The organism is Cellulomonas endometrii (genome assembly GCF_949769265.1).
Taxonomy (GTDB): Bacteria; Actinomycetota; Actinomycetes; order Actinomycetales; family Cellulomonadaceae; genus Cellulomonas; species Cellulomonas endometrii.
On the sequence record NZ_CATKPC010000015.1, the window covers coordinates 27,539 to 47,564 of the forward strand.

Consider the following 20,026-nt stretch of genomic DNA (forward strand, 5'->3'; position numbering starts at 1 on the left):
CGGAGCGCGCGGAGGCGACCGGCGGTGCCCGGCGCCGTCACCGCGCGCCTTCGGAGCGCTCGGTGGTGCCCGGGCCGCTCTCGGTGGCCAGGGCTGCCGACCGGCGCCGGACCAGCCAGGCGCCGGCACCCAGGGCGCCGAGCGCCGCGAGCAGCAGCGGCCACCAGTCACCGCCGGTGCGGGCGAGGTCACCCCACCACGTGCCCCGGTCGTAGACGACGCAGGCGTGCAGCTGGTCGGCGTCCGAGACGCCGTCCCCGTCGTAGTCCTCCGAGCCGGTGGCGCAGGTCGCGTCCCCGCAGATGACGACCTCGGCCCAGTCGCGCACGCCGTCGCCGTCGACGTCCTCGCGGCCGGTCGCGCAGACCGCAGAACCGCAGGTCAGGCGCTCGGCGTAGTCGGGCATCCCGTCGGCGTCCCGGTCGGCACCGGGGTCGACGGCGGTCGTGGACCGGGAGGCCAGCCGCTCGACCCAGTCGGGGACGCCGTCGCCGTCGTCGTCCTCGTGCCCGGTCGCGCAGGTGACGGACCCGCAGACGGCCTGCTCGACCGCGTCGGGGATCCGGTCGCCGTCCTGGTCGCACGAGCGGTCACCCGGATCGCACCGCAGGTCGGCGGACACCGGGCGCGGCGGGCCGGCCGACGCCTCGCCGGCGAGCCCGAGCGCGCCACCGAGGACGAGAAGGACAGACACCAGCACCCGGCACGCCGCACCCACCACGGAACTCCCTGAGTCGCCAGCACGACGACCCGACGGGGTCCCGTGCACGACCAGTGAGGCGTGCAGGCGCCACTCAGCAGGCGCTCAGCGACGAAATGGGTGGCAGGTCAGGGGCCGAACTGAGTGGTGCGCCGCAGGAGACGAACGGAACGCTGCGTGGTCCACTCAGCCCCTCCCCGGCTCAGCGGAACCGGCGCCCCTCGTCCCGCCGGTACGCCAGCACCGCGAGGACCGCGAACACCGCCGTCCACCCCAGCAGCACCGGCAGCGCCACCGCCGAGCCCTCGATGCCGGTGGTCACCTGGACCACCAGGTCCCGCGCGGCCCGCGACGGGAGCGCCTGCGACAGCGTGTCGAGCCAGTCGGGGAACGCCTGCGGCGGGAGGAACAGCCCGCCGGCGAAGGCGAGCGGGAACAGGACCGCCTGCACCACGGCGATCGCCGCCTTGGCGGACAGGGAGTACCCGATCGCCAGCCCGAGCAGCAGGAACGGCACCGCGACGACCGGCACCAGCGCGATCCCCGCGGCGGCCCGCCACGGCGCGGTCGACGCGTCCGTGAGCAGCCACGCGATCAGCAGCACGGGCACCTGCGCGCCCAGGCAGAACACGATGCCGTTGACGATCCGGCCCGCGAGCCGCGGCCCCGCGCCGGCCGGGAGGGTCCGGACGTACGGGTCGAACGCGAGCTGGCGGTCCTCGGACACCCCGGCGCCCAGCGTGAACAGGCACGCCGACATGACGGCGAACGTGCCGAGCTGCGCGACGGCGGCCACCGCGGCGAGCGGGTCCCCGGACACCGCCGGCTGCGGCACCACGAAGAACAGCAGGGCGAGCGACGGGAACAGCAGGTTCCCGATCACGGCGATCGGGACGCGCACGGACTCCAGGAGCTGGAACTTCGTGTGCAGCCACGCGAGCGCCAGCCAGGACCGGGTGCCCGCCCGCAGCGGGAGGGGGACGGTGCTCATCGGGTCTCCTCCGGTGCGGTGGTGGTGAGGGCCAGGAAGGCCTCCTCGAGCGAGGCGCCGCGCACCTCGAGGCCGCGGAACGGCACGTCGTCGCGCACCAGCGCGCGGACCACCGCGTCGGCGTCGGACGCCAGCAGGACGGTGCGCCGGCCCTCCCGCTGCACGTCGAGCACGCCGGGCAGGGCCGCGAGCGCGGGCTCGGCGTCCTGCGGCACCTCGAGGAGCACCCGCCGGGCGGCCGCCATCGCGAGGACGGCGGCGAGCTGGTCGTCGACGAGCACGCGGCCGGACCCGATGACCACGACGCGGCGGGCGAGCGCCTCGATCTCCTCCAGGTAGTGGCTCGTCACGAGGACCGTCGCGCCGTCGGACTGGTAGTCGCGCAGCGCCTCCCACAGGGTGTGCCGGGCCTCGACGTCCAGCCCGGTGGTCGGCTCGTCCAGCAGCACGACGCGGGGCCGGCCGACCAGGGACAGGGCCACGGCGAGCCGGCGCCGCTGCCCGCCGGACAGCCCGCCGGTCTGGCGCCGGGCCAGGCCGGTGAGGCCGAACCGCTCCAGCACCTCCCCGCGCGGCATCGGGTCGCGGTAGTGCCCGGCCACGAGGTCGACCACCTCGCCGACCCGGAGCGTCGAGGGCAGCCCGGTCTCCTGCGGGGTGGTGCCCAGCGCGACGCGGGCGGCCGGGTCCCGCGGGTCGCCACCGCAGAGCCGGACGGTGCCGCTGTCGGGACGTCGCAGGCCGCTGACGAGCGACAGCAGCGTCGACTTGCCGGCGCCGTTCGGGCCGAGCAGGCCGACGAGCTCCCCCTCGTGCACCCGCAGGGACACGTCGTCCAGCGCGACGACGTCGCCGTACCGGCGGGTCACGTGGTCGAGCTCGACGAGGGCGGTCATCGCGAACCGCCGAGCAGCTCGGTCAGGGCCCGGGAGTACCGCTCGAACGCGGCACGGCCCTCGGCCGAGAGCTCCACGTACGTCGCGGGCGTGCGGCCCTCGAACGTCTTCTGCACGGTCACGTACTCCGCCTCCTCGAGCTTGCGCAGGTGCGTGGACAGGTTCCCGGCCGTCATGTCGAGCAGCTGCTGCAGGCGGGGGAAGGTCAGGCGGTCACCCGGCGCGAGCGCCGCGAGCGTCGCGACGACCCGCAGCCGGGACTGGGCGTGGATCACGGGGTCGAGGTCCGCGTCGGTCATGCGCGCGCCCCCCGACGGGCGGACCCGCCGCGCCGCCGTGCCGCGTGCGCCAGCACCGCACCGAGCGCCATGCCGCCGCCCCCCGCCACGCACATGACCGCGAACGTCGCCGGCATGCCCACGACGGTCGCGACCGCGGCGACGAGCACCATCCAGACCCCGAGGGCGAACTGCGCCCGGTCCTGCCAGAGCGCGCCCCCGGCCATGTAGAGGACGCCGACGATGAGCGCCGAGACGCCGTTGGCGAGCAGCGTGATGGTCTCGTCCGGCAGCCCCGTGCCCGCCAGCCCGGCCACGATCCCCTGCCCGCCGACGAACGCGACGAACCAGGACCAGCCGTACAGGGCGCCGGTGGTGCGGCTGACGCCCTCCAGGCCGGACATCCGGCGCAGCGAGTGCACGATCGTCGTCGCCACCCCCGCGGCGATGAGGACGCCGAACACCGCCCACGCCCACCACGGCATCGCGGCGACCCCGTCGCGGCTGGTCGCCCACAGCACGCCGTAGCCGACGGACCAGGCGACGGCCCAGATGCCGAAGATCACGCGGTCGTCGGTGTACGCACCGCTCCGGACGCGGGTGCGCTGCGCGTCGATGATGGCGCGGGCCGCCGCCGGGTCGAGCGGGGCGTCGGCCGGGCCGGCGTCGGTGGGCTGCGTCATGCGGGTGTCCTTCGACCGGGGCTCTGCGGGCGCCAACAACTTTGTGCTGCAAAGTAGTCGCTGACGGGCGCGCGCCGCAAGGGGTGGAGGTGGAGAGCCGCGGTTCTGCGGGTGCGCGCCGCACGGGGGCGCACGACCGGGACCCGCGCTTCCCGGTGCCGCTCAGCGATCACCCGGGCGTCGTCCAGCGCGGCGTCCTACGCTGCGCGGGTGACCGCCGCCGCCCTGCCCGCGCCCGATCCCGACGCGCCCGGGCCCGCGGCACCCGCGCCGGCGGCACCCCGCCCGGGGACGCCGCCGGTCTCGGACCGCGCCTGGCGCCGCCGGCTCACCGCGGAGATCTGGATCGTCCTGGGCCTGTCGCTCGGGAAGTCGGGCGTGTACGCCCTGGTGAACATCGTCGCGCGCCTCACCGAGGACGCCCCGCTCGCCGAGCAGTCCGCGACCCTGAACGCCAGCCGGTCGCCACGGCCGTACCTCGACCTGACCTACCAGCTCCTGTCGATCGGGTTCGCGCTCGTGCCCGTCGCGCTCGCGCTGTACCTGCTGTCGGCGAACGGGCGCAGCGCGGTGCGGCGCATCGGCCTGGACGGCGCCCGCCCCGGCCGCGACCTCGGCGTCGGGCTGGGGCTCGCGGCGCTGATCGGGCTGCCCGGCCTGGGCCTGTACGCCCTCGGGCGGGTCGTGGGGATCACGGTGGAGGTGCAGGCGGCCGCGTTGAACGCCGCGTGGTGGACCGTGCCGGTGCTGGTGCTGGCCGCCCTGCAGAACGCGCTGCTCGAGGAGGTGGTCGTGGTCGGCTACCTGATGGAGCGGCTGCGGGACCTGCGGTGGCGCACGCCGGCCGTGCTGGCCGCGAGCGCCCTGCTCCGCGGGTCGTACCACCTGTACCAGGGCATCGGGCCGTTCGTCGGGAACGTCGTCATGGGCCTGGTGTTCGCCGAGTACTACCGCCGGCGCCGGCGGACCATGCCGCTCGTCGTGGCGCACACGGTGCTCGACGTGGTGGCGTTCGTCGGGTACGCGCTCGTGCCGGCGCAGTGGCGCGCGGCGCTGGGGCTGGTCTGACGCCTCACGGCAGGTCGGCGGCCGTGGACCCGGCCGTCGGGGGCGCGCCACCGGACGACAGCTGGCGCGCCAGCGTCCGCGTCGCGAAGCCGGACACGAGCATCACGACGCCCGCGACGAAGGCGAACAGCCCGTACACCGTGAGGATCACGTCGACCGTGCCCTGCGGCTTGATGGCCAGCAGCAGGCCGAACAGGAACCCGACCAGGCCGAACACCAGCGTCCCGGACCACGCCAGGTCGCGCGCCCGGTACTGGACCACGGCGACGACGACGGCGGTGACCCCCAGCACGAGCACCCACAGGGCCAGCAGGTAGAACAGGACGAGCGCGGTCACGTCGGGCCAGAGCATGATCAGGGCGCCGAACGCGATGTCGACCAGGCCCTCGGCGACCAGCCACCCGAAGCCCGGCTTCCCGCGGGCGAGCAGCGCCTGCAGCAGCACGACGACTCCGTCGACGACCGCGAACACGCCGAACACCCACACGAGCGCGACGAGGGTGCCGAGCGGCTCCACCAGCAGCAGCAGGCCGAGCACGATCATCAGCAGCCCGCGGAGCACCGGCAGCCACCACACCGACCGCAGCACCGATGCCAGCCGGTCGTCCAGGTCCTGGGCCACGTGCGCCTCCCGCTCGTCGAACGTGCCGTGCTCCTCGTGCTCGCCACGCTAGTCCGCGCAGGTCATCCCCGCGACGGAGGCACCACCCGGCCGCCGTCATCCTCAGGGACGGACATGCGGCCGGGTGCGGCGGGGAGCCCCTCTGAGTGGCGCCTCGCTGCCTAGACTCCACGTCATGCCCGACGCCTCGACCAGCGCGCCGGCGGCGCCCGGTCGACCCGAGGGCCCCGCCACGGGACCGCGCATCCCGACGCCCGCCGACGGGCTCGACCGGCCGCAGGTCGTCGACACCCCCGAGGTCCGGGTCCACCACCCGAGCGACCTGCTGGGCGTCGTCTTCAGCCTGCTCGGCGCGGTCGCGGTCATGGTGCTCGCCACCTACGCGCACAACACCACGACGGGCGTCGCCGAGGACGTCCAGGGCTTCGCGACGCTGCTGCGCCAGCTGCTCATCGTGCCGGTCGCCCTGCTCGAGAGCGTCGTCACCTTCATCGTCCCGCTGGCCGTGCTGACCGAGCTGGCCCTGCGGCGGCTCGGCCGGCAGATGATCGAGGCGTCGGTCGCGGCGATCGCGGCGGTGCTCGTGACCTCGGGCGTCGCGTGGCTGATCGAGAACCTGGGCTCCGACCAGCTCGTCGCCGGCCTGTCGGTGCGGCTGGCGGGCGAGCTCACGCTCACCATCCCGGGGTACATCGCGCTCATCGCGGGCCTGCTCACCGCGACCGGCCCGCGCACCCGCCGCCGGACGGTCGCGTGGTCCTGGAACCTGGTGTGGGTCGCCGTCGGGATCATGGTGATCACCGCGGGCGTGTCCCTGCCGGGGGTCGCGGTGGCGCTGCTCCTCGGCCGGGCGACCGGCCTCGCGGTCCGGTACGTGTCCGGGGTGCGGTCCGAGCGCGCGTACGGCGCGAGCCTGGTGGCGGGCGTGCGCCGTGCCGGCTGGCACCCGCGCCTGCTGGTCCGGGTGGCCGGCGAGGACGAGGACCGGCCCGACGGCGAGAGCGCCCAGGTCGCGGGCACGGTGGGCACCCCGGCCGCGCGCGCGGTCGTGCGGTCCGCGGACCACCGCGTGTACGAGATGACGACGACCGACGGGCAGCTCCTCGACGTCCTGGTGCTGGACGGCGACCGGCAGGTCGTCGGCTCGCTGAGCCGGCTGTGGCGGTCGCTGCGGCTGCGCGGCCTGGACGGCCGGTCGGTGGTGTCGCTGCGGCAGGCGGCCGAGCGCGCGGCGCTGCTGTCCTACACGGCCACGGCCGCGGGCGTCCGCACCCCGCGGCTCCGCGGCATCGCGGAGGCCGACTCGTCGATGATCCTCGTGCAGGACCGGGTCGCGGACGCCGTGCCGCTCGCCGACCTCGACCCCGAGCACATCAGCGACGACGTGCTGCGGGAGATCTGGGCGCAGCTCGGCCGGGCCCACGAGGCCGGGCTCGCGCACCGCGCGCTGACCAGCGACGTGATCCTGGTGTCGGACGGCGGCGCGCGGCCCACGGTCTGGCTGGTCGGGTGGGAGCAGGGCGACGTCGCGTCCTCGGACCTCGCGCGCCGGATGGACCGGACCCAGCTGGTGGCGCTGCTCGCGCTGCGCGTCGGGACGACCCGGGCGCTCGAGTCGGCGGTCGCCGTGCTGCGCGAGGACCAGATCGCCGCGATCGGCCCGCTGCTGCAGACCATCGCGCTGCCCCGCCGGACCCGCGAGGAGCTGCGCGCCCACAAGGAGGTGCTGACCGAGCTGCGCTCCGCGCTGGTCGCGCGCCTGCCCGAGGCCGACGTCGAGCCGGTGCAGCTGGTGCGGTTCGGGGCCCGGGCGGTCCTGACGATCCTGCTGACGACCGCCGCGGTCATCATCCTGCTGACGTCGATCAACCTCCGGACGATCCTCGACGCGCTCGCGACGACCGACTGGCGGCTCAGCGTCCTGGCGTTCGCGCTCGGCATGCTCACGCTGCTGGGCGCCGGGCTCTCGCTGGTCGCGTTCTCCCCGGTGAAGCTGTCGGTCTGGCGCGCGACGGTCGCGCAGTCCGCCGCGACGTTCGTGGCGCTGGCCGCCCCCGCGGGCATCGGCCCGGCCGCGCTGAACCTGCGGCTGCTCACCCGGCGGGGGACCTCGACGTCCCTGGCGACGGCGACGGTCGCGCTGGTCCAGGTGGCGCAGTTCATCGTCACGATGCTGCTGCTGCTCGTGCTGTCGGTGGCCTCCGGGACGAACCAGCTCGAGCGGTTCACGGTCTCCCCCACCGTGATCGTCGCGGTCGGGGTCCTCGCGGCGCTGGTCGCCGCCGCCATGCTCGTGCCCCGGGTGCGGCAGTGGGTGGGCACCAAGACGCTGCCCACGCTGCGGCAGACCTGGCCGCGGCTGATCGAGGTGGTCGGGCAGCCGACCCGCCTGGCGATCGGCCTGGGTGGCAACGTGCTGACCACCTTCGGCTACGTGCTCGCGTTCGAGGTGTGCCTGCTGGCGTTCGGGCAGGAGCTGTCGCTCGTGCAGGTCGCCATCGTGTTCCTCGTGGGGAACACCGCCGGGTCGGTCGCCCCGACCCCCGGCGGCATCGGCACGACGGAGATCGCCCTCGCCGGCGCGCTGTCGGTCGTGGGCGTGAACCCCGGCGTCGCCACCTCGGTCGCGGTGCTGTTCCGGGTGCTCACCTACTGGCTGCGGATCCCGGTCGGCTGGGCGTCGATGCGGTACCTGCAGCGCGTCGGCGAGCTGTAGCGCCGGTCAGGACGCCGCGGTGCACTCCCGCTGGGTGGGGACCAGGTCACCGCTGGCCGCGAGCGCGGCGGCGACCCGGGACCAGGAGGTGAGACGGGAGGCGGTGCGTCCCGTGACGTCGGGGCGGAGGCCGGAACCGGTGCGGTCCCGCTCGGCCGGCTCGTAGAAGCCGCGCTGTTCCATGACGAGTCCTTCGTTCGGCAGCCCGGCTGACCTGCGGGGGTCCCGTGGCTTTGCGTCCCCTCCTCGCGGAGGGTTTGCCCTTGTCGCTGACGATCCCGACTGTAGGCCCGCGGCCCGCCGTGGCGGAAGGGTTCCTCCAGCAGATCGAGGAACAGACGCCGCATTTCACCCACTCAGGCCAAATCGGGCATATGCCCCGGGCCTGACGCGGGAAGGCGGGACGGGTCAGCCCTGCGGCACCGCGCGCAGGAACGCGTCGAGCAGCGGACCCGAGGTCGTCGACCCGAAGTCGCCCGTCTCGACGAACACCGCGACCGCGAGGTCCCCCTGCGCCGCGATCATCCAGGCGTGGTTCTGCAGGTCGGCGCCGGTCCCGTACTGCGCCGTGCCGGACTTCGCGATGACCTCGGGGCCGGGGACGCTCTGCAGGAACGTCGCGCCGCCCTCGGTCACGACCGCCCGCATCATCGCCCGCAGCGCCTCCGCCTCCGGTGCGGTGAGCGGCTGGGCCGGCTCCGGCGCGGGGGTGGGCGTCGCGCCCTCGTCCAGCAGGAGCCGGGGGGTGACGCGCGCGCCGGCCGCGACGGACGCCGCCACCGTGGCCATGCCCAGCGGCGTGGCCTGCACCCGCGCCTGCCCGATCATCGACGCCGCGTGGTCGGTGCCCCCGGTGGCCTCGGCGGGCACGGAGCCCAGGGCCCCGGCGAAGCCCAGGTCGGCGTCCTCCACCAGGCCGAGCGCCTGCGCGGCGGCGGCCAGCGCCTCCTGCGGCGCCTGGTCGGCGGCGGTGAGGAAGGCGGTGTTGCACGACTCCGCCACCGCGGTGCGCAGGGTGATGTCGCCCAGCGCGGACGCCGGGTAGCCGGGGTAGTTCTGGAACTCCCGGCCGTCGACCGAGGCCGTCTCGGGGCAGGTCACCACGCTGTCGGGGGTCAGGCCCGCCCGGAGCAGCGCGAGGGACGTCGCCACCTTGAACGTCGACCCGGGCGCGTACAGCCCGAGCGTCGCCGTGCTCTGGCCGCCGCCCCCGGGGCCGCTCGCCGCGGCGAGCACGTCGCCCGTCGACGGCCGGATCGCGACGACCGCGCTCGCGCTGCCGGTGACGGTCGCGACCACGTCCTCGGCCGCCTGCTGCACCGCCGGGTCCAGCGTCGTGCGCAGCGGCCGGCCCGCCGTCGGTTCCACGTGGAACAGCTGCCGCTCGGCTGCCCCGCCCGAGGTCGCGACGACGGTGAGCCCGGGCAGCCCGCGCAGCTGCTCGTCGAACTGCTTCTGCAGCCCGCCGAGGCCGGTGAGGTCGCCGCCCTGGATCGCCCCCTCCGACTCCTCGACGATCTCCGCGGTCGCGGGGCCCACCGTCCCGAGCACCGGCCGCGCGAACGCCCGGGTCGGCGCCAGGGGCAGCTCCGCGGGCACGGCGTTGACGCCGGGCAGGGCCGCGAGCGCCGCCACGTCGTACGCCGGGTCGCCCTCGCGCACGACGATCGCCTCGACGAAGGCCTTCTCCCCTGCCGCCGCCACCTGGCCGGCGTAGGCCTCGGCGTCCAGCCCGAGCGCGCCCGCCAGCCCACGCGCCGCCGCGTCGGCCTCGGCGGCCGGGACCCGGGTCTTGTCGATGCCGACGCGGAAGACGGGCCGCGCCTCGACGATCACCGCGTCGCCCGCGCCCAGCACGTCCGCGCGCTCCGCCTGCACCCGCCGGACCGACAGCACCTCGGCGTCGGTGAGGTCGGGCGCCAGCAGCATCGGCGACCACGCGGCCCGCCACTCGTCGTCGACGCGCACCAGGCGGGCGTGCGTCGTGTAGGTCCAGTCCGCGTCGCTGCTGTCGACGTCCCAGGTGAAGGCCAGCTCGACGGACGCGGTGGTCTCGTCGTCCTCGGCGGCCACGACCTCGCCGGCCTCGACCTGCGGCACCCACGGGTCCAGACCCTCGTACGCCGCGGTGCGCCGCTCGGCGGCCGCGCCCGCCGTCGTGCCGTCCAGGGGCACGCCCGCGAAGTCGCCCGTGGCCAGGGCGTCGGCGAGCGCCGCGGCGACCTGCTGCCGCTCGTCGTCGTCGCCCCCGCTGCAGGCACCGAGCGCGATCACCAGAGCCGCGACGGTGAGCACCGTGAGCGGCCGGCGCGCGCGGGCACCGCCCGCCGGACCATCCGGACGCGCGCCCCGTCGGGCCCACGTCGCCCCCGGCACCCAGCGTGCTGCCACGTCGACCACTCGCGCCTCGCCCCGATCCTCACAACGCTGCGCCGTCCGCCGCGGCACGCGGTCGCCGGTCCCAGGTGGTCCGGCGCCAGGTCAGCCTAGGGATCCTGACCACCCGGGACGGCCGGAACGGCGAACGGATTCGCGCGGGTGCTGTGCGCATCCTGTGCGAGGCGCCCGGCGGTCCGGTTGACGCCGCGGGGAGCGTTGTCTGGAATGGGGCGATGTCCCCTCCCGATCTGCCCTGCAGTCCCGTGCGGCGAGCCCGCACCCCGCGCGCGTCCGGCACGGGGGCTCGCCGCTGATGGACTCCGAGACCTGGGGCAGCATCGCCCTCGTCCTGCTCTTCATCCTCGTAGGCGGGGTGTTCGCCGGCAGCGAGATCGCGCTCGTCTCCCTGCGCGAGACCCAGATCAACCACCTCGAGCGGCAGAGCGCCCGCGGCGCGCGCGTCGCGTCCGTCGCGCGGGACCCCAACCGGTTCCTCGCCGCCGTCCAGATCGGCGTCACCGTCGCCGGCTTCTTCTCGGCCGCCTACGGCGCGTCGACGATCGCGCCCGACTTCGCCCCGGCCATCGAGGCGCTGGGGGCCTCCCCCGGCCTGGCGAACACCATCGCCCTCATCGTGCTGACGCTGATCATCGCCTACCTGTCGCTCGTGCTCGGCGAGCTCGTGCCCAAGCGCATCGGCCTGCAGCAGTCCGCCCGGGTGGCGCTGGCCGTCGCGCCGCCGCTCGACCGGTTCGCGTCCCTGGTGCGGCCGGTCGTGTGGCTGCTGTCGGCGTCCACGAACCTGCTGGTCAAGCTGTTCGGCGGCGACCCGCACGCGACCGGGGAGGAGATGACCGAGTCCGAGCTGCGGGACCTCGTCATCGCCCACCAGGGCCTGCCCGAGGACGAGCGGCGGATCCTCACCGACGTCTTCGAGGCCACCGACCGGTCCGTCGCCGAGGTGATGCGCCCGCGCGGCGAGGTGCACTTCCTGGAGGCCCGCCTGTCGCTCGCCGAGGCGCTCGACCGGGTGCGCGACCAGCCGTGGTCGCGGTACCCCGTCATCGGCGAGGACTTCGACGACGTGCTCGGGTTCCTGCACATCCGCGAGCTGCTCGAGGCGCAGGGCCGCGACGGCGTCCGGGTGCGCGACGTCATGCGGGAGATCGTCGTGCTGCCCGGCACCAACAAGCTGCTCCCGTCGCTGTCCCGGATGCGGCGCGAGGGCGTGCACATCGCCGTCGTCGTCGACGAGTACGGCGGCACGGACGGGATCGTCACCCTGGAGGACCTGGTCGAGGAGCTCGTCGGCGACATCCGCGACGAGTACGACATGCCGGGCTCCTCCGGTGCCGAGGCCCGCGAGGGCGCGCCCGGGTCGTACGACGCCGGCATCACGATCGAGGAGTTCACCCAGCTCACCGGCGTGCAGCTGGCGGACGGCCCGTACGAGACGGTCGCGGGGTTCGTGATCGCGCGCCTCGGGCGGCTCGGCGACGTCGGCGACGCGGTGGAGGTCGACGGGCACCGGATCGAGGTGACCGCGGTCGACGGCCGCCGCATCGCCCGGGTGCGGGTGGTGCCCCCGCCGGAGGACCCGCCCGCGGGCGACCCCGGGTGACCGCGGGGGTGATCCCGCCCCCGCCCGGATGCGCGCAGCCCGTCGCTGCCGCACCCTGGACCGGACGTCGTAGCAGAGCGACCGGGAGGATCGACCATGACGCACCGTCCGGACCGGCTCGTCCTGGACCCGGAGCCGCACGCCGTGGCCGAGGGCCGCACCTGGGTCGTGCAGCGGGCGACGCGCGCGCACGCCAGCGCCGAGGAGGCCGCCACGGTCGAGCTGCTGACCAGCGAGGTGCTGACCAACGCGGTCGTGCACACCCGGGCCCACCGGCACATCTCCCTGACCGCGGAGTGCCACGACGACTGCGTCCGCGTCACGGTCACGGACCCCGACCCCACGCTGCCGGTCGTCCGCCCGGGCAACGCCGGTCGGACCGGCGGCAACGGGATGCGGATCGTGGACGCGCTGGCCTCCCGGTGGGGCATCGACCTGCACCCGGGCCGCGGCAAGACCGTGTGGTTCGAGACGCCGGTCGCGGCGATGCCGCACCTGCTCACCGCCTGAGACCTCCCGCCCCGGCGCGCGGGCGGCCATGATGTCGTTCCATGACGGCACCGCCGGCAGCATCCCGTCCGGGCACGCCCGCAGTGCCGCCACCGCGCGCGGAGCAGGCGAGGGCCGCCGCGCGCACCGCGGCGACCACGCTGCTGCTGCTGCTCGTCTACGCGGTGCGCCCGGCCGACCGGCCGACCGCCGCGGTGCTCACCCTGCTGGTGGTCGGCCTCGTCGTCCTCGTGGCCGTCCTGGTGTGGCAGGTGCGGGCCGTCATCCGGTCGCCGTACCCCATGCTGCGCGCGGTCGAGGCCTTCGTGGTGGCCGCCGTGCTGTTCGTGACGGTGTTCGCGACGGGGTACGCGGCGCTCTCGGAGGCGGCGCCGGCCTCGTTCACCGAGCCGCTCGACAAGCTGGGCGCGCTGTACTTCACGATGACGGTGCTCGCGACGGTCGGGTTCGGCGACATCGCGCCGGTCTCCGGCGCCGCCCGCGTCGTGACCACCGTGCAGATGGTGTGCGGGCTCGCGTTCCTGGGCGTCGTCGGGCGGCTGTTCCTCGCGGCGGTGCAGCGGTCGCAGCGGTCGGGCCGGCCGGACTGAGCCCGGCGCCGCGCACCATCGGGTGGACGGTGCGAGCGGACACGCCGACGGCGAGTCGGTCCGAACCGTCCACCCGGCCGAGGGGAGGAGGCGCCGTCAGGCCGTGGCGGCGGGCGCCCGGTGCACCCCCGAGCCGTCCGACCCGTTGCTCGACGCGCCCCGCGCCTGCGCCAGGGCGTGCGCCTTGAGCGCCTCGAACTCCGCGCGGTCGATCGCGCCGTCGTCGAGCAGGATCTTCGCCTGCGCGATCTGCTGACCCGGCGCGGCCCCGGCCACGTCGCGGATGTACTCCTCGCCGGCGGCGCGGGCGGTGCTCGCGGCGCGGGCGCTGCGCTCGGCCATCCCCCGGCCGCGGGCGATCAGGTACACGAGCGCGGTCACGAACGGCAGCACCACCAGGAAGACCAGCCAGACGGCCTTCCACCAGCCGGAGAGCTCTCGGTCGCGGAACAGGTCCCCGATGATCGAGAACAGGGCGAACAGGTACGCGATGAACGCGAACGCCCACACGAACCACCAGATGATGTCCCAGAAGTCGGTCCAGAAATCCATCTCGACCACGCCTCTCGAGTCGCGCCGAGAGTCTTCCGGCGGGGTGTCGACGACATCCCCCGTGCCCTCGGACGCCTCCACCGTAGAACCGCGGGGTGTCCGCGGTCACGCCTTTCCCGGCACCCGCGACGGAATGCACCGCGCCGGCGCCGGGTTCGCAGTCGGTATGAAGGCAGTCGTGTACGAGAAGTTCGGCGGGGCCGAGGTCCTGCAGGTCGTCGAGCGCCCGGAGCCGCACATCGGCCCGGACACCGTGCTGGTGAAGGTGGTCGCCGTGGGGCTGAACCCCGTGGACTACAAGGTCCGGGAGGGGTACCTGCAGGGGCTGATCGACACCCACCTGCCCGCCGTGCCCGCGTGGGACGTCGCGGGCGTCGTCGTGAAGCCCGGGCTGGACACCCCCGAGTTCGAGGCCGGCGACGAGATCCTGGCGTACGCCCGCAAGGACGTCGTGTCGGACGGGACGCTCGCGGAGTACGTGTCCGTGCCGGTGCGCACCGCCGCGAAGAAGCCCGCCGGCTTGTCGTTCGAGGCGGCGGCGGGCCTGCCGCTCGCGGGGCTGACCGCGCTGCAGACGGTGCGCCGATCGGGGCTCGGCGAGGGGTCGACGGTGCTGGTGCACGCGGCCGCCGGCGGCGTCGGGTCGATCGCCGTGCAGCTCGCGGTGCACGCCGGGGCGCGCGTCGTCGGGACGGCGTCGGAGGGCAACCACGCGTACCTGCGCGCGCTCGGCGCGGAGCCGGTGGCGTACGGCGACGGGCTCGTCGAGGCTGCGCGGGCCGTCGCGCCCGAGGGCTTCGACGTGATCCTCGACTACGTCGGCGGCCAGGCGATCGACACCGCCCCGGACCTGCTGGCCCCGGGCGGCACCATCGTGTCGATCACCGACGCGCGGGCCCGCGACGAGCTGGGCGGCCAGTACGTCTGGGTCCGCCCGGACCCCGCCGGCCTGGCGGAGCTCGCGGACCTCGCGGCGCGGGGCGTCGTGCAGGTCGAGGTCTCGCAGACCTTCGACCTCGACCACGCCGCCGACGCGTTCCGCGCCCTGGAGACCGGGCACACGCGCGGCAAGATCGTCGTCACGGTCTGACCGGTCCGCGGCGCCCCGCACCCCGGGGCGCCGCCGGCCCGGCCGGGCCCCTGCGGCGTCAGAACGCGCGGGCGGCGACCAGGTCCCGCGTGACGTCGTGCCGGGGGGCGCCGAGCACCTCGGCAACCGTGCCCTGCTCGACGACGACGCCGGCGCTCATGACGAGCACCCGGTCGCACACCCGCCGCACGACGCCGAGGTCGTGGGAGACGAGCACCATCGCGATCCCGTGCTCGCGCCGCAGCTCCACCAGCAGGTCGAGCACCGCCGCCTGCACCTGCACGTCGAGCGCCGACACCGGCTCGTCCAGCAGCAGCACCCGCGGGTCCGACGCGAGCGCCCGGGCGATCGCGACCCGCTGCCGCTGACCGCCCGAGAGCGTGCGCGGCCGGCGGTCGAGCACCGACGCGGGAAGGTGCACCCGGTCGAGCAGCGCCGTCGCCGCCGCGTCCCGGTCCGCGCGCGCCGGGGGCAGCGGCGCCGTCGCGAGCGCGGACCGCAGCACGTCCCGCACGGTCAGGCGCGGGTCGACGGTGCCGAGCGGGTCCTGGGGCACCAGCCGCACTCCGGACCGCAGCGGCCGGCGCGCGCGCTCGGGCAGCGCGGACCACGGCCGGCCGTCGAGCAGCACCTCCCCCGCGTCGGGGACGTCCGCGGCGAGCAGCAGGCGGGCGAGCGTGGTCTTGCCCGAGCCGGACTCGCCGACCAGGCCGACGGCCTCGCCGGCCCGGACCCGCACGTCCACGCCGTCGACCGCGTCGACCCGCCCGCCCCCGGGCAGCGGGAACGCGCGCCGCAGGCCCCGCCCCTCGAGGACGACCTCCCCCGGGGGCGGCATCGCGCCCGGCCCGTCGCCCAGCCGCGCGGCGGCCACGAGGTCGCGGGTGTACTGCTCCCGCGGCGCGGCCAGGACCGCGGCCGTCGCGCCCTCCTCGACGACGAGCCCGTCGCGGAGCACCACGACGCGGTCCGCGACCCGCGCGACGGCACCGAGGTCGTGCGTCACCAGCAGCACGGCCGTCCCGCGGTCGCGGAGCCCGGCGAGCAGGTCCAGCACCCGCGCGGCGACCGTCGCGTCGAGCGCCGTGGTCGGCTCGTCCGCGACGAGCAGCGGCGGGTCCGCGACCAGCGCGGACGCGATCAGGGCGCGCTGCCGCATGCCGCCCGACAGCTCGCCCGGCCGCTGCCGCGCGCGCACCGCCGGGTCCGGCAGGCCGGCGTCCGCGAGCGCCGCCAGCACCCGCTCCGCCCGGTCCACGCGTGACGGCCGGGAGCCACCGGGCCGCGGCACGTCGAGCGCCTCGCCGACCTCCGCGCCCACGGTGCGCAGGGGGTCCAGCGACCCGAGCGCGTCCTGCAGCACCAGGCCGACGTCCCGCCCGCGCGCGGACCGCCACTGGCGCGCGGTGAGGGCGGCGGCGTCGCGGCCCAGGAGCCGGAACCGCTCCGCTCGGACCTGCGCCCGGCCGCCCTCGGCCGCGAGCCCGACGAGCGTCCGGGCCAGGACGGACTTGCCTGCCCCGGACCCGCCGACCACGGCCACGCACTCCCCCGGGCCGACGCGCAGGTCGACGCCGCGCAGCACCTCGGGGCCGCCGGGGAACTGCACCCGGAGCCCGGCGACGTCGAGCACGGCCCCGCCGGCCGGGACCGGCGCCCGCGTCACGCGGCCACCGCCCCGACGCGCCGCCCCAGGACCGTCAGCGACGCCGCGGTCACGGTGATCGCGAGCCCGGGGAACACCGTCAGCCACCACGCGGTGTCGATGTACACCCGCCCGGCGTTCAGCATCGCGCCCCACTCCGGCGACGGCGGCAGCGTGCCCAGGCCGAGGAAGCTGAGCGCGCACACCCACACGACGGCCTGCCCGATGCCGAGGGTCGCGACCGACACCAGCGGCCACAGGGTGTTGGGCACGACGTGCCGGAGCAGCACCCGCCCCGGGCCGTGCCCCTCCAGGCGCGCGGCCTCCACGTAGCCGCTGGACGCGACCGACCGGACCCGTGCCCGGAGCATCCGCGCGTACCCGGGAGCCGTCGCCGCGCCGACCGCCAGCACCGACGCCTCGACGCCCGCGCCCAGCACCGCCACCAGCAGCAGCGCCAGCACCAGGGTCGGCAGCGCGAACAGCACCTCCAGCACCCGGCCGATCGCGGCGTCGAGCCAGCGCGGCCCCAGCCCGGCGGCGAAGCCGAGCACGAGCCCCGCGCCGACGCCGATGGCCGTGGCCGCCGCGCCGATGCCGAGGGAGGCGGCGGCGCCGTGCACGACGCGCGTGTAGACGTCGCGGCCGGACTCGTCGGTGCCGAACCAGTGCGCGGCCCCCGGGGCGGTGAAGGCCGCCCGCGCGTCGATGGCGTTCGGGTCGCCCGGTGCGAGCACCTCCGGCCAGAGCACCGCGACGACCATCCCGACGACCGCGAGCGCCGCCAGCACCCCCGGGACGCCGAGGCCGCGCAGGACGACGCCGATGCGACCGGCCGGACGGACGGCACGCGCCCGGTCGAGCGTCGCGGCGGTCATCCGAGCACCGCCGGCTCCCCTGCGCCGGGCACGCGCGCGCCCACGGCGCCGGGCGTCCCGGAAGGCCCGGCCGCGCCGCGCAGCCGCGGGTCCAGCGCCCGCTCCGCGAGGTCGACGAGCAGCATCACCAGGACGTACGCGACGGCGACCACGACGACGGCCCCGACCACCACCGGCACGTCCCGCTGCATCGTCGCGTCCAGCAGCAGCCGGCCCAGGCCGGGGCGGCCGAAGAGCGTCTCCACCACCACGGCGCCGCTGAGCAGGGACCCGAACGCCCAGCCGGACAGCGACACCGCGGGCAGCACCCCGTGCCGCAGGGTGTGCCGCCACAGCACCCGCGTCGGCGACGCCCCGCGTGCGCGGGCGCTGGTCGCGAACGGCGCGGCGGCGGCCTCCTCCAGGGAGTCCCGCATCACCTGGCCGAGGAACCCGGCGACGGGCACGGCCAGCGTCAGGGTCGGCAGCACGAGCCCGGCCGGGTCGGTGCCGCTGCTCGTGGCGGGGAACCAGCCCAGCGTCGAGGAGAACACCACGATGAGCACCGCCCCCAGCCAGAAGTGCGGGACCACCGCGGCGACCACCTCGGTGCCGCGCAGCAGGGCCGCGCAGGCGCGCCCGACCGGCCCCGTCGCCCGGACGGCCAGCGTCGCGACCGCGAGCGCGAGCACCCACGCGACGACCAGCGCCAGCACGGCGAGCAGCATCGTCCCGGGCAGCTGCTCCGCGAGCAGGTCCGCGACGGGCACCTTCCGGGAGTACGAGTCGCCGAGGTCGAGCGTCAGCACCCGCCACAGCTGCACGAGGTACTGGACGAGCAGCGGCTGGTCGAGCCCGTACTCGGCGCGCGCCCGTTCGACCGCCTCCGGCCCGGCCTGGGAGCCCGGCCCGCCGAGGATCGCCTCGGTCGGGTCCCCGCCGGCGGCGCGCAGCGCGAAGAACACCGCGGTGGCGACCACCCACGCGACCAGCACGGCGGACCCGAGCCGGCCGAGCAGCCAGCGGAGCCACCCCGGCGGCCGCGGGCCCGCCCGCCGGGCCGGGGCGGCCGCCGTGGTCGCGCTCGTCAGGCCCCCAGCCGCGCGTCGAGGAACGTCGGCGTCGACACCGTGTCGAGGGTCCGCACGCCGGTCACGCCGCGGGTCAGGAAGTGGTTCTGCTGGTCGTAGAGCGGGAGGATGTAGTAGCCCTCGAGCACGATCTTCTGCGCCTGCTCGTAGAGGTCCGCGCGCTCGGCGTCGTCCGACGTGGTCGCGGCCCGGTCCAGCAGGTCGTCCAGCGCCGGGTCGGTGACGCCGGCGTGGTTCGCGAAGTACCCGCTGGGCGCGGGGACGGTGCCCTCGGAGTGGTAGAGGATCCGCAGGACGTCCGGGCCCACCTTCGTGTACGGCGCGGACACGGCCTCGTACTCGTGCGCGCCCAGGGCGCCGTACCAGCCGGACAGGTCCATCGGCTCGAGGACCACCTCGAAGCCGACCTCCTTGGTGTTCGCCTGGATCTGCTCGAACAGGGACTGCTCCGCCGCGACCGACTGGTTGGTGCTCACGGGGAACCGCACGGTCAGGCGCTGCCCGTCCCTCGTCCGGTAGCCCTCGTCGTCGCGCTCCGTCCAGCCCGCCTCGTCCAGCAGGGCGTCGGCGGCGTCGGCGTCGGTCGTGAACAGGTCCGCGTCGGAGTACGCGACCGGCTCGACGCTGGACAGCGGGGAGGTCGAGCGCGTGGCCGTGCCGGCGAACAGGGTCTCGATGCCGGGCTCCGGGTCGGCCGCGCGGACGAACGCCTCGCGCACCCGCACGTCGTCGAACGGCGCCTGCAGGCTGTTCAGCTCGATGCGGTTGGACGACCCCGGTCGCGGGGCGTCGACGTGCGTGATGTCCCCGCCCTCCTCGGCCTGCGCGACGGCGTCGGGCTGCGGGTTGTCGATCACCTGCACCTCGCCGGAGCGCAGCGCCGCGTACCGGGTCGCGGCGTCGGGGATGAACCGCCACACGATCTGGTCGAGGTGCGCGACGCCGTCGTGGTCGGACTGCGGGTCCCGGTTGACGTACTCGTCGTTGCGGACCAGCACCACCTGCTGCTGCGGCGTCCACTCGTCCACGACGAACGGGCCGGTGCCGACCGGCTCCGCGCAGTTCGCGTCCATGCCCCGGGCGATCCCCGTCGGCGACTCCATCGCGGTCCACTGCTGGCTGAGCGACTCCAGGAGCGCCGCGTCCGGCTCGGTCAGGTGGAACCGCGCGTGCGTGGCGTCGACGACCTCGACCTGCTGGACCTTCTGCATCGCCAGGTAGCCCGTCGACGACTGCGTGTCCGGGTCCTGCAGGTGCTCCACGTTGACCTTGACGGCCTCCGCGTCGAACGGCGTGCCGTCGGTGAACGTGACGTCGTCGGCCAGCGTGAAGTCCCAGGTCAGGCCGTCCTCGGACGTGGTCCACTCCGTGGCGAGCCACGGCAGGATCGTCCCGTCCGCGTCGCGTCCGACCAGCGGCTCGAGGTACTGGGTGCTGATCAGCGCCTGGGGGTAGTTGCCGCCCACGTGCGGGTCGAGGCAGGTCGGCTCGGCGTCGCCGGTCGCGTAGACCAGGGTGCCGCCGTCCGTCGCCGCGGCGTCGTCGGCGCCGCCCGAGCCGTCCGAGCCGCCGGAGCAGGCGGCGAGGGCCAGGACGAGGCCGGCGGCCAGGGCGCCACCGAGGCGCGCGCGGGTGGGTCGCAGGGAGTGGGGCACGGGGTCCGCCTTCGGGGGTCCGGGGGTCGGCGCAGCACTCGGCGCCGTTGTTGCACTGCGTCCAACAATAGGCCCGGCGAGG

General features: G+C 75.8%; 19 protein-coding genes and 1 riboswitch. Of the genes, 6 read left to right on the forward strand and 13 right to left on the reverse strand.

All coding sequences use genetic code 11. From position 1 onward, the window contains the following. Nucleotides 1–37 precede the first annotated feature (37 nt). The 5 genes from QNH85_RS14955 to QNH85_RS14975 form a co-directional block, all read right to left on the reverse strand. Nucleotides 38–700, reverse strand: a complete 663-nt coding sequence (locus QNH85_RS14955; protein ID WP_282947689.1) for a hypothetical protein — start codon at nt 698–700, stop codon at nt 38–40. Between the two features lie 202 nt (nt 701–902). Further along, a complete protein-coding gene (locus QNH85_RS14960) occupies nt 903–1,691 on the reverse strand; it encodes an ABC transporter permease (RefSeq protein ID WP_282947690.1) in 789 nt (262 codons plus the stop codon). Further along, the gene (locus QNH85_RS14965; RefSeq protein WP_282947692.1) at nt 1,688–2,587 is read right to left on the reverse strand and encodes an ABC transporter ATP-binding protein; all 900 of its coding nucleotides are present in this window, start codon (nt 2,585–2,587) and stop codon (nt 1,688–1,690) included. Before QNH85_RS14965 ends, QNH85_RS14960 begins: the two co-directional genes overlap by 4 nt. Then, entirely contained in the window at nt 2,584–2,886 is a 303-nt protein-coding gene (locus QNH85_RS14970; RefSeq protein WP_282947694.1) for a transcriptional regulator, read from the reverse strand. Before QNH85_RS14970 ends, QNH85_RS14965 begins: the two co-directional genes overlap by 4 nt. Further along, nucleotides 2,883–3,548, reverse strand: coding sequence for a hypothetical protein (locus tag QNH85_RS14975; protein ID WP_282947696.1), 666 nt, complete (start codon nt 3,546–3,548; stop codon nt 2,883–2,885). The genes QNH85_RS14970 and QNH85_RS14975 overlap by 4 nt, the downstream gene beginning before the upstream one ends. A gap of 210 nt (nt 3,549–3,758) precedes the next feature. Between QNH85_RS14975 and QNH85_RS14980 the strand changes: the two genes are divergently transcribed. Further along, complete coding sequence (locus QNH85_RS14980; RefSeq protein ID WP_428830421.1) at nt 3,759–4,616, forward strand: CPBP family intramembrane glutamic endopeptidase; 858 nt, start codon at nt 3,759–3,761, stop codon at nt 4,614–4,616. 4 nt (nt 4,617–4,620) lie between these two features. Here the strand turns inward: QNH85_RS14980 and QNH85_RS14985 are convergent, their stop codons facing one another. Next, nucleotides 4,621–5,238: a DUF308 domain-containing protein gene (locus QNH85_RS14985; RefSeq protein ID WP_249669225.1), complete on the reverse strand. Its 618-nt coding sequence runs from the start codon at nt 5,236–5,238 to the stop codon at nt 4,621–4,623. Nucleotides 5,239–5,413: 175 nt separating this feature from the next. Here QNH85_RS14985 and QNH85_RS14990 point away from each other — a divergent pair, with 175 nt between their 5' ends. Next, nucleotides 5,414–7,954 (forward strand): flippase-like domain-containing protein, encoded by a 2,541-nt coding sequence (locus QNH85_RS14990; protein WP_282947699.1) that lies wholly within the window; start codon nt 5,414–5,416, stop codon nt 7,952–7,954. Between the two features lie 6 nt (nt 7,955–7,960). On the opposite strand, the gene QNH85_RS14995 is transcribed toward QNH85_RS14990, so the two are convergent. Together QNH85_RS14995 and QNH85_RS15000 are read right to left on the reverse strand one after the other, a co-directional pair. Continuing rightward, a complete protein-coding gene (locus QNH85_RS14995) occupies nt 7,961–8,137 on the reverse strand; it encodes a hypothetical protein (protein ID WP_213282382.1) in 177 nt (58 codons plus the stop codon). Between the two features lie 13 nt (nt 8,138–8,150). Beyond that, a riboswitch (cyclic di-GMP riboswitch) is annotated at nt 8,151–8,226 on the reverse strand. Nucleotides 8,227–8,362: 136 nt separating this feature from the next. After that, on the reverse strand, nt 8,363–10,345 hold the full coding sequence (locus QNH85_RS15000) for a penicillin-binding transpeptidase domain-containing protein (protein ID WP_282947701.1): 1,983 nt from the start codon (nt 10,343–10,345) through the stop codon (nt 8,363–8,365). Between the two features lie 301 nt (nt 10,346–10,646). Here QNH85_RS15000 and QNH85_RS15005 point away from each other — a divergent pair, with 301 nt between their 5' ends. From QNH85_RS15005 to QNH85_RS15015, 3 genes are all read left to right on the forward strand, one after another. Continuing rightward, nucleotides 10,647–11,954 carry a hemolysin family protein gene (locus QNH85_RS15005; protein WP_282947703.1) on the forward strand — a complete coding sequence of 436 codons (1,308 nt, stop codon included), beginning with the start codon at nt 10,647–10,649 and terminating at the stop codon, nt 11,952–11,954. 96 nt (nt 11,955–12,050) lie between these two features. Continuing rightward, the gene (locus QNH85_RS15010) at nt 12,051–12,464 is read left to right on the forward strand and encodes an ATP-binding protein (RefSeq protein WP_282947705.1); all 414 of its coding nucleotides are present in this window, start codon (nt 12,051–12,053) and stop codon (nt 12,462–12,464) included. 41 nt (nt 12,465–12,505) lie between these two features. After that, entirely contained in the window at nt 12,506–13,054 is a 549-nt protein-coding gene (locus tag QNH85_RS15015; protein WP_282947706.1) for a potassium channel family protein, read from the forward strand. Between the two features lie 96 nt (nt 13,055–13,150). Here QNH85_RS15015 and QNH85_RS15020 read toward each other — a convergent pair whose 3' ends face one another. Beyond that, nucleotides 13,151–13,606: an SHOCT domain-containing protein gene (locus QNH85_RS15020; RefSeq protein WP_282947707.1), complete on the reverse strand. Its 456-nt coding sequence runs from the start codon at nt 13,604–13,606 to the stop codon at nt 13,151–13,153. Between the two features lie 166 nt (nt 13,607–13,772). Between QNH85_RS15020 and QNH85_RS15025 the strand changes: the two genes are divergently transcribed. Beyond that, on the forward strand, nt 13,773–14,696 hold the full coding sequence (locus QNH85_RS15025; protein WP_282947708.1) for an NADP-dependent oxidoreductase: 924 nt from the start codon (nt 13,773–13,775) through the stop codon (nt 14,694–14,696). Between the two features lie 58 nt (nt 14,697–14,754). Here QNH85_RS15025 and QNH85_RS15030 read toward each other — a convergent pair whose 3' ends face one another. From QNH85_RS15030 to QNH85_RS15045, 4 genes are all read right to left on the reverse strand, one after another. After that, nucleotides 14,755–16,362, reverse strand: a complete 1,608-nt coding sequence (locus tag QNH85_RS15030; protein ID WP_282947709.1) for an ATP-binding cassette domain-containing protein — start codon at nt 16,360–16,362, stop codon at nt 14,755–14,757. After that, nucleotides 16,359–17,219, reverse strand: a complete 861-nt coding sequence (locus tag QNH85_RS15035; RefSeq protein ID WP_282947710.1) for an ABC transporter permease — start codon at nt 17,217–17,219, stop codon at nt 16,359–16,361. The genes QNH85_RS15030 and QNH85_RS15035 overlap by 4 nt, the downstream gene beginning before the upstream one ends. Continuing rightward, entirely contained in the window at nt 17,216–18,193 is a 978-nt protein-coding gene (locus QNH85_RS15040) for an ABC transporter permease (RefSeq protein WP_428830422.1), read from the reverse strand. Before QNH85_RS15040 ends, QNH85_RS15035 begins: the two co-directional genes overlap by 4 nt. 92 nt (nt 18,194–18,285) lie before the next feature. Further along, a complete protein-coding gene (locus QNH85_RS15045; RefSeq protein WP_282947711.1) occupies nt 18,286–19,944 on the reverse strand; it encodes an ABC transporter substrate-binding protein in 1,659 nt (552 codons plus the stop codon). Nucleotides 19,945–20,026 lie beyond the last annotated feature (82 nt).

Bases quoted from the DNA above. Each gene is read 5' to 3' on its own strand.
- QNH85_RS14960 (WP_282947690.1), bottom strand. From the start codon at position 1,691: ATGAGCACCGTCCCCCTCCCGCTGCGGGCGGGCACCCGGTCCTGGCTG.
- QNH85_RS14975 (WP_282947696.1), bottom strand. From the start codon at position 3,548: ATGACGCAGCCCACCGACGCCGGCCCGGCCGACGCCCCGCTCGACCCG.
- QNH85_RS15010 (WP_282947705.1), top strand. From the start codon at position 12,051: ATGACGCACCGTCCGGACCGGCTCGTCCTGGACCCGGAGCCGCACGCC.
- QNH85_RS14995 (WP_213282382.1), bottom strand. From the start codon at position 8,137: ATGGAACAGCGCGGCTTCTACGAGCCGGCCGAGCGGGACCGCACCGGT.
- QNH85_RS14970 (WP_282947694.1), bottom strand. From the start codon at position 2,886: ATGACCGACGCGGACCTCGACCCCGTGATCCACGCCCAGTCCCGGCTG.
- QNH85_RS15035 (WP_282947710.1), bottom strand. From the start codon at position 17,219: ATGACCGCCGCGACGCTCGACCGGGCGCGTGCCGTCCGTCCGGCCGGT.
- QNH85_RS15015 (WP_282947706.1), top strand. From the start codon at position 12,506: ATGACGGCACCGCCGGCAGCATCCCGTCCGGGCACGCCCGCAGTGCCG.
- QNH85_RS14990 (WP_282947699.1), top strand. From the start codon at position 5,414: ATGCCCGACGCCTCGACCAGCGCGCCGGCGGCGCCCGGTCGACCCGAG.
- QNH85_RS14965 (WP_282947692.1), bottom strand. From the start codon at position 2,587: ATGACCGCCCTCGTCGAGCTCGACCACGTGACCCGCCGGTACGGCGAC.
- QNH85_RS15020 (WP_282947707.1), bottom strand. From the start codon at position 13,606: ATGGATTTCTGGACCGACTTCTGGGACATCATCTGGTGGTTCGTGTGG.
- QNH85_RS15025 (WP_282947708.1), top strand. From the start codon at position 13,773: ATGAAGGCAGTCGTGTACGAGAAGTTCGGCGGGGCCGAGGTCCTGCAG.
- QNH85_RS15005 (WP_282947703.1), top strand. From the start codon at position 10,647: ATGGACTCCGAGACCTGGGGCAGCATCGCCCTCGTCCTGCTCTTCATC.